General features: G+C 54.1%; 13 protein-coding genes. 11 read left to right on the plus strand and 2 right to left on the minus strand.

Annotated features, from left to right (window positions below; genetic code table 11):
- Positions 1-20: 20 nt before the first annotated feature.
- Positions 21-437, minus strand: a complete 417-nt coding sequence (locus tag NTU47_02805; protein MCX6132720.1) for a response regulator — start codon at positions 435-437, stop codon at positions 21-23.
- Positions 438-816: 379 nt separating this feature from the next.
- Here NTU47_02805 and NTU47_02810 point away from each other — a divergent pair, with 379 nt between their 5' ends.
- Positions 817-1,146, plus strand: a complete 330-nt coding sequence (locus NTU47_02810; protein ID MCX6132721.1) for an RNA-binding protein — start codon at positions 817-819, stop codon at positions 1,144-1,146.
- A 150-nt stretch (positions 1,147-1,296) separates the two neighbouring features.
- Here NTU47_02810 and NTU47_02815 read toward each other — a convergent pair whose 3' ends face one another.
- Positions 1,297-1,497, minus strand: a complete 201-nt coding sequence (locus tag NTU47_02815; protein MCX6132722.1) for a cold-shock protein — start codon at positions 1,495-1,497, stop codon at positions 1,297-1,299.
- Between the two features lie 514 nt (positions 1,498-2,011).
- Between NTU47_02815 and NTU47_02820 the strand changes: the two genes are divergently transcribed.
- From NTU47_02820 to NTU47_02865, 10 genes are all read left to right on the plus strand, one after another.
- Positions 2,012-2,467, plus strand: coding sequence for a hypothetical protein (locus tag NTU47_02820; protein MCX6132723.1), 456 nt, complete (start codon positions 2,012-2,014; stop codon positions 2,465-2,467).
- A gap of 137 nt (positions 2,468-2,604) precedes the next feature.
- Positions 2,605-5,625, plus strand: coding sequence for an N-acetylmuramoyl-L-alanine amidase (locus NTU47_02825; protein MCX6132724.1), 3,021 nt, complete (start codon positions 2,605-2,607; stop codon positions 5,623-5,625).
- Positions 5,626-5,675: 50 nt separating this feature from the next.
- Entirely contained in the window at positions 5,676-6,176 is a 501-nt protein-coding gene (locus NTU47_02830; GenBank protein MCX6132725.1) for a hypothetical protein, read from the plus strand.
- Positions 6,173-7,711, plus strand: coding sequence for a GMC family oxidoreductase (locus NTU47_02835; protein ID MCX6132726.1), 1,539 nt, complete (start codon positions 6,173-6,175; stop codon positions 7,709-7,711). Before NTU47_02830 ends, NTU47_02835 begins: the two co-directional genes overlap by 4 nt.
- Before the next feature lie 211 nt (positions 7,712-7,922).
- The gene (locus tag NTU47_02840; GenBank protein MCX6132727.1) at positions 7,923-8,393 is read left to right on the plus strand and encodes a YbaK/EbsC family protein; all 471 of its coding nucleotides are present in this window, start codon (positions 7,923-7,925) and stop codon (positions 8,391-8,393) included.
- Between the two features lie 69 nt (positions 8,394-8,462).
- Positions 8,463-9,062, plus strand: a complete 600-nt coding sequence (locus tag NTU47_02845) for a flavodoxin family protein (protein MCX6132728.1) — start codon at positions 8,463-8,465, stop codon at positions 9,060-9,062.
- Positions 9,063-9,113: 51 nt separating this feature from the next.
- Complete coding sequence (locus NTU47_02850; protein ID MCX6132729.1) at positions 9,114-9,842, plus strand: metal-dependent hydrolase; 729 nt, start codon at positions 9,114-9,116, stop codon at positions 9,840-9,842.
- A gap of 231 nt (positions 9,843-10,073) precedes the next feature.
- On the plus strand, positions 10,074-10,466 hold the full coding sequence (locus NTU47_02855) for a cyclic nucleotide-binding domain-containing protein (protein ID MCX6132730.1): 393 nt from the start codon (positions 10,074-10,076) through the stop codon (positions 10,464-10,466).
- A 64-nt stretch (positions 10,467-10,530) separates the two neighbouring features.
- Positions 10,531-11,007, plus strand: a complete 477-nt coding sequence (locus NTU47_02860; GenBank protein ID MCX6132731.1) for a PaaI family thioesterase — start codon at positions 10,531-10,533, stop codon at positions 11,005-11,007.
- A gap of 358 nt (positions 11,008-11,365) precedes the next feature.
- Complete coding sequence (locus NTU47_02865) at positions 11,366-12,754, plus strand: MFS transporter (protein ID MCX6132732.1); 1,389 nt, start codon at positions 11,366-11,368, stop codon at positions 12,752-12,754.
- The last annotated feature ends 1 nt before the right edge of the window (position 12,755 follow it).

The following is a 12,755-nucleotide window of genomic DNA, read 5'->3' on the forward strand; positions in this document are numbered from 1 at the left end:
CGATGGTGATCTGCTGGCGGCTAGACCTTGAACGGAGAGCCGAGGCGGGCGCGAAGCCGTTTTGCCAGTTCTGCGCCGTCTATGGGTTTCACGATGAATTCGTTTGCCCCGCTCGCGGTAGCGGCGGCGGAATCTGACTGGCCTCGCAAAGCAGTAATGATGAGGACGGGAAGTTTCTTCGTCTTCTCATTCTCGCGTATGCGCCTGCAGGTTTCAAACCCGTTCATGCCTGGCATGACCAGGTCGAGCAACACCAGATCCGGCTCTTCCTTTTCGATCTTCTCGAGTGCTTCCTGGCCATTGGACGCACTGACGAATTCATATCCGGCGTTCGAGACATGCCGTTGTAGAACAGAAACCATGCTCGACTCGTCGTCGACGATCAAAACCTTTTTGCGTCGTTCGGTGACCATCGGGGCCTCAGATTGTTTTTTCATTCTGGTTCGTTTCAAACTATGAAAGAACTGCACGAATAACAAGGGAGCGCGCCCCCATCGAATGTGTGAATACAGACAGCGTTAGCCGAAAAAGCGCCTGCGGGGCGGAAGGATCCGAATTGATTTGGAAACGATTGATATTTCAGGTATGTTTCCTACGGGAATGCCAGGTGGATAGTTGTGGATGCGTTCTGATCCCATCTGCTGACGGATCCCGGCTTGAGAGAAACGAACCTCTCAGACAGGCGGTCCATGGCTTTTCCTCATTCGTTTTCCCTGCCAACCACAGTTGCCTTCCTCCGACGATGTCAATCGTCAGAAGGCTCGCCGCCGCGGCCGGCATTCATGTTTCCCATTCTTCATTATTGTGGAGGTCTGTATGAAGCTCTATGTTGGCAACCTGTCGCGCGACGTAACAGAAGATAACCTGCGGGAGGCGTTTCAGGCCTTCGGGACTCTTGATTCGGTGAGCATCATCAAAGATCGCTCGAACAACGTGTCCAAGGGATTTGGCTTTGTGGAAATGGGTGTCAAGGCGGAAGCTGAAGCAGCCATTGCAGGTTTGCATGGCAAAGAATTTATGGGCCGATCGATGGACGTCAACGAAGCCAGACCGCGTCCGGAACATTCGTCACAAGGTCGATCCGGCGGTGGTTCACGTGGAGGGTACAAAGGAGGCGGCGGTGGCGGAGGCGGTCGCAGGTGGTAGTACAGGTTTGACCAGCAACCCTCTCCATCCGGTCAGTTATTGATTGTGGCAGTTGATCGGAGCCGATGAGATCTCAATCGTCTTCGATTCCAGAAAATGAAAAACCCCGCCTTGTGAGCGGGGTTTTTTGTTTTGGTTTCGAAGTCTCGTTTAGACAACAGTGACATTCGACGCCTGAAGACCCTTGGGGCCCTTCTCGACATCGAACTCAACCGTATCTCCTTCGTTCAGACTCTTGAATCCGCCGCCTGAAATCGCCTTAAAGTGGACAAATACATCTTCTCCACCAGCGCGTGAAATAAAGCCGAAACCTTTTGCTGCGTTGAACCATTTGACTGTTCCTTTTTCCATGGAACTCGTCCTTTCTTGTTTTTTTACAACCCGACTCTACCGTCGGGCAAGGTGTACGCCGAACATACGGATTTCTGAACTACTCATCGCTGCCCGAGTGTTAACCCGGGAGCCTCATCTGTTAACGGCGTTTCAACCTTGGAAGGTTTCGTGCGGTTCGTCAGCAGTTCCGCTTTTTGGTCCCCTGCCTTTCGGCAAGATCCCTGAAGCGGGAGAATCTGGAGGCGTGTCCATTGTGCACAAAAAGTGCGAAATGGACTCTCCCGAAAGAGAATAGACGGTGTACTGTTTTTTGTCATCTATAAGATAGCAAAACTTCTAATCAGTTCCTAACTGAATCGCAACATTGATAACCTGGGAAAGAAAGGGTCAAGTCCGTTGCTTTGAATGCCTTACGCCGGGACTCAGGGGGCAGGTGCTCCAACGTGTTGGTTCTGTCCACTTTCTCGGCTATATTTTGTCCCTGCCCCGGCGTCCGCGGGGCGAAAACCATATTCAGAAGCTTGTTGAGACAATGAAACAGCTCAATGCCTCACTGATCACGAAGCTCAATCCTGCCGTACCGCGGCACTACCTTTTCGCCATTGCCGGAGTGCTTTGGACAATCGCCGGTGTGGTGCTGTGTGTGAGGGGGGAGATCTGGCTGGAGGCGCTTCCGCTTGGTACGGAGTTCGCTCTGGAATCGATAGGCATCGGCCTGGCGATCGCAGGATACCTTTTTGTCTTCATGAAGGTGGTTCAGAAAAACCTCGACCGTATCAACAAGTTGCCAGAACGCGCCTGCCTCTTCGCATTTACCGCCTGGCACGGTTACATGATGATAGCGTTGATGATGACGATTGGCATCATGCTGCGCGATGCGGCGATACCGAAGTACTACCTTTCCATTCCCTACACCGCCATGGGGGGCATCCTGCTCATCGGAAGTCTCAGGTTCTATCGACGGTTTCTGGCGGATTTGTCTGGGTGAACGAGGCCCACCAGCCGAGAGGGCGATCGATCAAGAGGGATTTAGCCCGACGGTACCGAATACGCATTGTGGTTTAAACACATTCGTTCTTGTCGCTGTCTTCAATTCACATCCTGTACAAGAAACCCCCGGCTTCCATGAAAAAGCGTAAGACGTTCCTACTATTGTTAACACTTATCGCATTCACATTCTCCGGTTGCGGCATCCTTCGCACTCTCGGCATCTACCGGCCAAGGCTGACCACGTCAGAGAAGATCTCCGAATTCAAGTCCGAAGTCATCGCGAAGAAATTCACATTCGAACTCCCGCCGCGAACCCGCATCGACACTGTAAACGTCGATCTCGTGGAGAAGGTTGTCGAAATTCACTTCAACGATGCGTTTGCCGCAATGCCATATCGGAATGACAACGTGAGGGAAGTATACCGTCAGGTACAGACATTCTTTGCTGAGTACTTCGAGGGTTACACGTTCTCCATTCAAGCACTCCGACGACCACTCGAGCAGCTTGTGCCGAACTACTTCCGCACCGATACATCACAATTCGACAAGACCCGGCTTCCCGTCGCCAGGGCCGATAGACCATTGCCGGTGGTGCGGAATATCAGCAAACCATTTGAGCCATCGAAGGGGCTCCAGAACCGCAATATCGGAGTGTGGAACAGTCATGGCTGGTACTACAATCGTGAACTGGACAGATGGGAGTGGCAGCGGCCGCGTCTGTTCATGATGGTGGAAGATCTCATCCCGACATCGTTTGTTCTTCCATACCTGGTTCCGATGCTGGAGAATGCCGGAGCGAACGTGTTCCTTCCGCGCGAGCGGGATGTGCAAACGAACGAAGCAATGGTGGACAACGATTCTCCTTCATCAGGGTACTCGGAAATATCGCAACCCGCTGTTCGCTGGGAAAGCGGTTCGGGATCTGGATTCGCCGTCGGCGCACCGCCGTACGGCCCCGGTGTCAATCCTCTCACGCAGGGAACGTTTCGAATCATCCGGTCAGAACAGTCTGCAACCGCCGGGGCCGCATGGGTACCCCAGATTCCCGAATCAGGAGAGTACGCTGTGTACATCTCCTACAAATCATCAGACAGCAGCATAGTCGACGCACATTATGCAGTTCACCACCTTGGCGGAAAGACCGAATTTGTTGTGAACCAACGCATCGGCGGCGGTACATGGATCTATCTGGGAACATTCAAGTTCACCGCAGGCAGGAACCGCGCATCGGGATCTGTTGTGCTGAGCAACGAGAGCCAGGGGCCGATGGGCTTCGTCACGGCTGATGGCGTCCGGTTCGGCGGCGGGATGGGAATAATCGCCCGCAACGGAAGAACGAGCGGAAGACCGCGGTACGCTGAAGGAAGCCGTTACTATCTTCAATTCGCCGGCATGCCCGATACGATCGTGTATAATTTCACCAGCGACAAAGACGACTATCGGGACGACTATCAAAGCCGCCCGGAATACTTGAACTACCTGACAGGCGCGCCGTACGGTCCAAATAGAAAGAGAGATGAAAAGGGGCTCGGCATCCCGATCGACCTCTCCATGGCATTCCACACGGACGCCGGTATCACGCACAACGATACGACCATCGGCACGCTGTCTATTTACAGTATTCCGGATGCGAAGAGATCGAATGTCTTTCCCGACAGCGTTTCCAGGTTTGCCAACCGCGATCTTGCCGATCTGGTGCAGACACAGATTGTGAATGACGTCCGCTCCAAATATGATCCTGCGTGGCAGCGGCGCCAGCTGATGAATTCCAGCTATGCAGAGGCGGTGCGTCCCAACATGCCCTCGCTCCTGCTCGAGCTCCTGTCGCATCAGAACTATCTCGACATGAAGTTTGTACTGGACCCCCGGTTCCGTTTCGATGTGGCTCGATCGATCTACAAGGGAATGCTCCGATTCCTTGCCACGGAGCGTCAAGAGCCGTACGTTGTCCAGCCGCTGCCCGTGACGCACTTTTCGGCAGAGCTTGATGCAGACGGAAACGCGATCTTGAACTGGAAGATGCGACCCGATTCCCTTGAACCGACTGCGGTACCAAACCGCTACGTCGTGTATACGAGGCTGGATGATGGCGGTTTTGACAACGGCGTTGTCGTTGACACACTCCCGATGGTGGTGAAGAAACTGAAGCCGGGAGTCATCTACAGTTTCAAAGTTACAGCGGTCAATGATGGCGGAGAGAGTTTCCCGTCCGAAATTCTCGCGGTCTGTTCTCAACCCCATGAGGGAACACGCGCTCTTATTGTGAACGGTTTCCACCGCGTTGCGGGGCCAGGTACAGTGGAGGCGGGGGAGTATGAGGGATTCGTTTCCTCCCATGACCGCGGCGTCCCCGATCACTATGAACTTGGAATCACCGGAGAACAATTCGACTTTGACAGGTCGTCGGCCTTTCGTTCGAATGACGGACCCGGCCACGGTGCAAGTTTTTCAGACAACGAGACGAAGGTGGTCGCGGGCAATTCGTTTGACTACCCGTACACTCATGGGCGGGCACTCAAGTCGTGCGGTCTTTCGTTCTGTTCGGCAAGCAGCGATGCCGTGATGGATTCGATCATCAACCTCGGCGACTACAGGTTTGTCGATCTCATCCTCGGCAAAGAAAAAGAAACCCCCTGGCCCAAGCAGATTGCCGACTCTGCACGACGCGTCCAGTTTCGAACGTTTCCGCTTGCCCTGCAGAATGCGCTTCGCCGATACTCTGAGGGAGGCGGAAAACTCTTCGTGTCGGGCTCATACATCGGTACCGATCTGTTTTCACACCCGAAGGAAGACAGCGCAAGCATCAGATTCGCCTGGAACATTCTCCACTTCGATTGGTCGGTGGGGCATGCCACGCGTTCCGGATTGGTCTATTCCACAGACTCTGCGTTCTTTCCGAACGACAGGCCTTTCGCATTCAACTCAGAATTGAGCCGCGATGTGTACAGTGTGGAATCGCCGGACGCAATAGTGCCGAGCCATGGGGGCCGGCAACTTCTGCGGTATGCCGGCAATCAATTCGGTGCGGCAATTGGATACAACAAGGATTACGGCGTTGTTGCAATGGGATTTCCCTTTGAAACCATACTCAAAAGAGACCTGCGCGTTGAGTTGATGCATGGTGTACTGAAGTATCTTGGAGTGTTGGCACAGTGACGACGATGAAGAACAAAAAGACCTCGCGGCGAAAATTTCTGGAAGAAACCATGTCCGGAGTTATCTTCCTGATGGCAGCGCGACTGATCCCGACGGAGATCCTCTTTGCCTCTGATGAAAATCAGGTCCCGAACGATCTGTCGTTCTTCTCCCCCAAAGAGTACCTCATCTTCGAAGCGGTGGCCGAGCGAATGATCGGGCCGGCATCTCCCGGGCAGGTTCGCACAAAGGATGTCAACGTGGCAGGGCGGGCAGACGAGTTTCTCGCAGGAGCGGATCCGGAGGTCCAGGAACAACTGCACCAATTGTTCTCTGTCTTCAATGCACCGCTGTTCACATTCCTTTTTGATTTCCGTACATCGAGTTTTCTGAACATGTCGGCGGCCGACAAGGACTCCTATCTCGAAGACTGGATGACGAGCTCATTCGGATTTCGCCGGACCGGATTCCAGGCTCTCAAGCGCGTGTCGATGAGCATGTTCTATACAGAAAGCCGTACGTGGAAAGAGATCGGCTTCGATGGCATGTTTATGCCGGAGGACCGCACATGATCGTCCAGGGAAAAGACATCAAGGGCCCCGTCCGCGAGTCGGCTGATGTCTGCATCATCGGTTCCGGTTGCGGCGGCGGCGCGAGCGCGAAGGTGCTGGCAGAATCCGGTAAGAAAGTCATCCTCCTCGAAGAAGGAGGATACTACAGCGCGAAAGAGTTCGACGGGACAGAGCAAACGGCCTACACCCGTCTGTACCAGCAGCGGGCGGGACAGGCGACGGATGATCTTTCGGTCACCGTGCTGCAGGGGCGCTGTGTGGGCGGAAGTTCGACGGTGAACTGGACCACGTCGCTCCGCACTCCCGACTTTGTCCTTGGAGCATGGAAACAGAATCATGGTGTCCAGGGGCTCTCACCGAAGGAACTGGAACCGTACTTCGAACGAGTGGAGCGCTATCTTAATATCCATGAAGAACCGTTCGAGAACCACAATCCGAACAACCGAATAATTCTGGACGGGGCGAAGCAGCTCGGGTATCGATCAAGGGCGGTCGGCCGTAACACGCAAGATTGCAGGAAGGCCGGCGCCTGCGGTCTCGGGTGCCCGTTTGACGCGAAAAAAACCGTCGCCATAACGTATGTTCCGGATGCCGCCGCTGCAGGAGCAACGGTGTTCGCTAATTTCCGTGCAAACAACATCGAGGTCCGCGGGACAAGCAAGCGCGTCACGGGAGTGGTCTTTGACGAACAGACGCAGAGGGTGAAAACAGATTTTGCCATCGAAGTGCCGGTGGTGATTGTAGCCGGGTCTGCCATCAACTCGCCGGTTCTTCTTCTGAAGTCAAATCTCGCGAATTCCAGCGGCGAAGTCGGTAGAAACCTGACGTTCCATCTTACATCTGCGGTACTTGGGTTGTATGAGAAGATCATGTACGGTGCAGGGGGGATTCCCCAGTCGGCCATGTGCGATGAGTTCCTGAATAAGAACGGGGACGGGGGGGGCTTTTGGCTCGAGGCCGTCCCGATCTATCCGGTTCTTGCCGGCCTTGCGCTGCCGGGTTTTGGCTCGATGCACAGGGAAATGATGCGTTCATACCCGCACATTGGCGCGACGATAATTCTCGTCAAAGAAATCGAGTCAAGCGGACGTGTGACGGTGAACGATGAAGGCCGCGCGTCCATCTCCTATTCCCTGCGGGGGAAGGACCTCGAGTATCTAAAACAAGGTCTTGACATTGCAGCACGGGTGCAGTTTGCCGCGGGTGCGAGAAGGGTCATGACCCTGCACGCGAGGCCGACGGAATTCCTATCCGCCGGAGACATAACGAAGAAGCTGGCTGCTGCCGAGTGGGGCACAAATGAAATCGCGATGTATAGCGCGCATCCGCTGGGAACTTGTCGCATGGGGAGTGACCCGAAGAGATCGGTGGTCGACTCACACTGCCAGTCTCACGATGTCAAAGGCCTGTTCGTCATTGACGGCAGCGTCATGCCCACGTCTTTGGGTGTGAACCCCCAGGTAACGATACTTGCCATTGCCGAAAAGAGTGCAGAATGGCTCGCGAATCACTTCGATCAGTTCCGCTCGTCATGATTTTTGCCTGTGATTGATTTTGCCTTATTTTCTGTTACATTTGCCTGCAGCAAAAGTGTTTCAGAAGTGTCAAAGGTTCCCCGCCACAATCATCAGGTGCGTATGGCCTGAGAAGAGACCCGCAGATCAGCTGAGGAAGCATGCCTGTGGGTTTTTCATTTTGGGCCCGCCTGAAAGTGTGAACGTGTTACAGTACAGAAAGGAGACCGCTATGATCCTGAAAACATTGGTCGAATTTCTCGACAAGAATCAAATTCAGTACGTGAACGTGACGCATTCCACGGCGTTCACCGCTCGGGATGTTGCCGAGTCAGCCCATATTCCGGGGAAGGAGATGGCAAAAACTGTCATCGTGTGGATGGATGGCGCAATGGCAATGGCTGTGTTGCCGGCGTCATCCATGGTCGACTTTACGAAGCTGAAAGCGGCGAGCGGAGCTGCAAGCGTGGAGCTTGCGAGCGAATCGGAATTCAAAGATCGTTTTCCCGAGTGCGAAATTGGTGCGATGCCCCCGTTCGGTAATCTTTTCAATCTTCGCGTCTTTGCCGACAGGCTGCTCTCGGAGGATCGCGAGATATCGTTCAATGCGGGAACGCACCATGAGTTGATCCGGCTCCGGTTTGCCGACTATGAGCGCCTGGTGAAGCCGATGATTGGCTCCTTCGCGGTATCGAAGAAGTAACATCAACCGAGACATCGTAATCATTCAATGAAGCGGTACTCTCAGGTATCGCTGGGAAAGGAACTGTGCATGCGAAAGACACCAATCACCGCGACACTATTACTTTTTGCCTCTATGTGGATCAGTTCCTTGGCGGCGCAGGAGCGGGCGACTGTTCTGATTTCGTACTACAGCCAGCAGGGACACACGAAAACAATGGCAGAAGCTGTTGCACGGGGAGCGCGATCGGCCGGGGCGGTCACCGTAAAAATCCTTGGTGTTGCCGAAACAAGCAAGGAAGACCTGCTTGCGGCAGACGCAATTGTTGTGGGAAGCCCGGTGCACAATGCGACCATCGCCGTTGAGGTCGTGAAATTTATGAATGGATGGCCGTTCGAGGGAGCACCGATGCGTGATAAAATCGGGGCAGCGTTTGTCACCGCTGGTGGCATATCTGCAGGGGAAGAACTAGCTCAGCTTACCATTCTCCACTCGATGCTGATCTTCGGCATGATTGTCATCGGCGGTCCGGATTGGACAACGGCGTTTGGCGCTTCGGCAATCACCGCTGAGGCCCCCTTCGGGAAATCGGGGAACGAAACAACCATTGCGCCTGAATTCGTGAAAAAAGGAGAGGCACTTGGAAAGCGCGTTGCGGAGCTGGCGATGAAATGGAAACGGATTCGATAGGAGCAGGCAATTCCTGGAAAAGTGAGGGTCAGGAAACGAAAGGCGTACTTCATGAAATCATCATCCGCAAAGAAGGAAAAGCTCAGTGTCACCTGGTTTGGTCACTCGGCGTTTCTGCTGAAATCGCCGGGAGGGAAGGCCGTGCTCATCGATCCGTGGCTTCAAAATCCAAAGTCGCCGCCAGGAGCAAAGGATGTTGCGCCGGTTGACCTTATCCTCGTCACGCATGGGCACTCCGACCACATGGGTGAAACAATTCGCATCGCGCAGCACACGCAGGCTCAGGTGGTCGCCATCCATGAAATCAGTCTCTACCTCCAGAAGCAAGGCGTGATGGGTGCGCAGGGAATGAACAAAGGGGGGACCATGTCCATCGCTGGTGTGAAGGTGACGATGGTCGATGCGAGGCACAGTTCCGGTATTGATGCAGGCGGGACGGTGGTTTCCGGCGGAGAACCCGCAGGGTTTGTCATCGAATTCGAAAACGGCTACAGAGTCTATCACGCGGGAGATACGTCGGTCTTCGGCGATATGAAGACCATTGCCGATCTGTACAAACCATCGCTCGCGTTTCTCCCGATCGGCGGACTGTACACGATGGGTCCACGCGAAGCAGCGTATGCATGCAAACTGTTGAAACCAAAACATGTCGTCGGCATGCACTATGGCACGTTTCCTGTCCTCGCAGGAACGCCGGCTGAGTTGAGAAAAAATCTCCCGGCGTCGATGAAGAACATTGTCGTGGAGCTTGAACCTGGTCAGCCGGTCTCATTTGGGTGAGAACCCGGTGAGTGCCATCACACGGGTTCAATTCTGACCCCTGCAGAATATTCTCATCCTGAGATGGAGAAAAGAGAAGAGGCCGGAAGCATTGACATATTTCTGTTTGAGGGTTAGCGGTAACTTCGCTGAACGAGGGGGAGCGGAAGCCGCTACTTGCACTTGCCATCATGAAAAAGTATACTGGAAGAGCAGGACGAAGCGTTTCTTTCAATAGAAGATGAGGAAGTGATGAGTGACCAGCCTAACTCGGCGTATGGAGTCACCGGGGTGAAAAAATACTATTCGATCGGCGACACGATCACGAGTATGGGAGATCCCGCTGACGGATTCTACATCCTTCTGACAGGAAAAATCGGAGTCTATAAGAGAGATTTTTCCGTGGCTGAAGTCAACACCCGCGGTACGATTTTCGGAGAATTGGGATGCATTCTGAACATTCCGCGCACAGCCACACTGCAAGCCATCGAACCAACCTCTGTGCTGTTCGTAAAAATGACGATCGATGAATTGGTCGAGAAGCATCCGGAGTTCGCGAAAAAGCTCCTCATCGATCTCGCCGATCGATTGACGAGAACGACAGAATCATGGTGGGCTGTGGCAGCTGACCCGGTTTTGCGATAGACAGGTATTCCGCCCGCACCCCCCTCACCAGCTTGCCCGAGCACACTGCCTATTCCGCCGAATGATGAGCGCATCGTTAGTACTCCTGGAAGAAGAACTCCAGCTGTTGTCGCGCGACCACGCTTTGGGTGCGACATTTCCTCCGAACTGTTTTGTCTCAATGCAGGCGAAGTTCGTGGAGTACGAATCGCGCCGTTCTCTTGCCGTCACATTTCCGGTCCTGGAAGAAAGCCTTAACCCACTGCGGACGATGCAGGGCGGCTTCATCGTTGCTGCCTTTGACAACGTCTTTGGCCCTCTGAGCTATCTCGCCGCTCGTGTTCCGTGCGTCACCCTGAACCTGAACACCCAGTTCATCCGGCCGATTGCATTGCAAGACCATCTCACCGTTCGCGCAACGGTGGTCTCGAGGAACGCCCAAGTCCTTCAAATGACAGCGGAAGCATTCAATTCTAGAAACAAGCTGATTGCGACCGCTTCGGCAACTGCCACCATCGCGGGAACCGGGTCAAAGAGTAGCACCCACCAAGCCCCATCCTGATATTCGCAAAAATTGGAAACTCTCCGTTCGATCGCTCAACTTTTCTACAATCGTCCCGCTTGTCTCTCAACCCAGAAGCCGGCTTGCAGCAGATGAGAGAAGCGAGACGATGGAACTCGCGAAGGAGCCTCAACCTTGATCTTTGGGGTGCCTCAAATCCACTCCACTCTCTGAGCCTGACGGTCGCCGGGCGATTCCTGCTGAATCATGGAACTCGTCGGAAAAAATCGCTATCCTGCTTCCGCTTTCTCCGCATCGAACGAAGAACTGAACGAGCGATGAGAAGTCCTGAAGTCACTCCCCCTCAACGCTTGCATCAGATCTTCACGTGTGAACTCCAAGGATCGATTTTCTCACCATGATGATCGTCGACGACAAAAGGGCAGCCCTCGCGGCATCTACGTCTGCCGCATTCCTGACCCCTCTCATGGCCTCCTCCGTGAACATTGCACTTCCATCCATCGGTCGGGAATTCTCGATGGATGCGCTGTCCCTGAGCTGGATCGCAACCTCTGCCGTTCTTGCGGCAGCGGTCTTCCTTGTTCCATTTGGAAGGCTGGCGGACATCTACGGCCGTCGGAGAATCTTCATCTATGGCATCGTCACGTTCACCGCTTTTTCGTTTCTGAGCGGCATTGCACCAACCGGAACAATTCTGATTCTGACCCGTGCATTCCAGGGCGTTGGCGCAGCAATGATCTTCAGCACGGGGATGGCGATGCTTACCTCAGCATATCCGCCCGCCGAGCGCGGAAGAGTGCTGGGGATCAACGTGGCTGCCACCTATTTCGGACTCTCACTCGGCCCCTTCATCGGTGGATTTCTTACGCAGCACCTCGGTTGGAGAAGCCTGTTCTATCTCAATGCAATTCTCGGGCTCTTCATCATTGCCCTGGTCCTGTGGAAATTGAAAACCGAATGGGCCGAAGCCCGTGGTGAAGCGTTTGATTTTCCCGGCTCGCTGCTGTATACCGTATCGCTTACCATGTTGATGATTGGATTCTCGAAGCTCCCGGGAGCTCTTGGAGCGTGGACGCTCACCGCTGGATTGGCAGGACTCACCGCGTTCGTTGCGTGGGAACGAAAGGCTCCAAAGCCCCTCCTTGATGTCACCCTGTTCGCCCGGAACGTCGTGTTCGCCTATTCCAATGCCGCTGCGCTCATCAATTATAGTGCAACGTACGCAGTGACGTTTCTGATGAGTCTGTACCTTCAATATGTCAAAGGGCTCGATCCATTCATGGCAGGGGCCATACTCGTTGCCCAGCCGATTATGATGGCCTTGTTTTCTCCGTTTGCCGGACGCCTTTCTGATACTATCGAGCCACGCGTTGTCGCTTCGATCGGCATGGGAATCATCTGCGTCGGTTTGGCGCTTTTCGCTTTCGTCGGATCAGAAACCTCCCTCATCCTGATAACGATCTATCTCCTTCTTCTCGGGTTTGGCTTCGCGCTGTTCTCTTCGCCCAATACGAACGCTGTCATGAGCTCCGTTGAGAAACGGCTCTACGGTGTCGCGTCGGCCACGCTTGGCACGATGCGTCTGACCGGTCAAATGCTCAGCATGGGAATCGTGATGCTGATCTTTGCTGTGATGATGGGGAAAACTCAAATCACTCCGGAATACTACCCCAAATTCCTTCAAAGCATGCAACTGGCTCTCAGTATCTTTTCGGCATTATGCCTCATCGGGATTTTTGCGTCGCTGGCGCGGGGAAAAGTGCGGAACGACTCCTCAGGATCATAAT

This window comes from Ignavibacteriales bacterium (assembly GCA_026390595.1).
GTDB lineage: Bacteria > Bacteroidota > Ignavibacteria > UBA10030 > UBA10030 > UBA9647.

Bases quoted from the DNA above. Each gene is read 5' to 3' on its own strand.
- NTU47_02805 (MCX6132720.1), bottom strand. From the start codon at position 437: ATGAAAAAACAATCTGAGGCCCCGATGGTCACCGAACGACGCAAAAAG.
- NTU47_02810 (MCX6132721.1), top strand. From the start codon at position 817: ATGAAGCTCTATGTTGGCAACCTGTCGCGCGACGTAACAGAAGATAAC.
- NTU47_02815 (MCX6132722.1), bottom strand. From the start codon at position 1,497: ATGGAAAAAGGAACAGTCAAATGGTTCAACGCAGCAAAAGGTTTCGGC.
- NTU47_02820 (MCX6132723.1), top strand. From the start codon at position 2,012: ATGAAACAGCTCAATGCCTCACTGATCACGAAGCTCAATCCTGCCGTA.
- NTU47_02825 (MCX6132724.1), top strand. From the start codon at position 2,605: ATGAAAAAGCGTAAGACGTTCCTACTATTGTTAACACTTATCGCATTC.
- NTU47_02830 (MCX6132725.1), top strand. From the start codon at position 5,676: ATGTCCGGAGTTATCTTCCTGATGGCAGCGCGACTGATCCCGACGGAG.
- NTU47_02835 (MCX6132726.1), top strand. From the start codon at position 6,173: ATGATCGTCCAGGGAAAAGACATCAAGGGCCCCGTCCGCGAGTCGGCT.
- NTU47_02840 (MCX6132727.1), top strand. From the start codon at position 7,923: ATGATCCTGAAAACATTGGTCGAATTTCTCGACAAGAATCAAATTCAG.
- NTU47_02845 (MCX6132728.1), top strand. From the start codon at position 8,463: ATGCGAAAGACACCAATCACCGCGACACTATTACTTTTTGCCTCTATG.
- NTU47_02850 (MCX6132729.1), top strand. From the start codon at position 9,114: ATGAAATCATCATCCGCAAAGAAGGAAAAGCTCAGTGTCACCTGGTTT.
- NTU47_02855 (MCX6132730.1), top strand. From the start codon at position 10,074: ATGAGTGACCAGCCTAACTCGGCGTATGGAGTCACCGGGGTGAAAAAA.
- NTU47_02860 (MCX6132731.1), top strand. From the start codon at position 10,531: ATGAGCGCATCGTTAGTACTCCTGGAAGAAGAACTCCAGCTGTTGTCG.
- NTU47_02865 (MCX6132732.1), top strand. From the start codon at position 11,366: ATGATGATCGTCGACGACAAAAGGGCAGCCCTCGCGGCATCTACGTCT.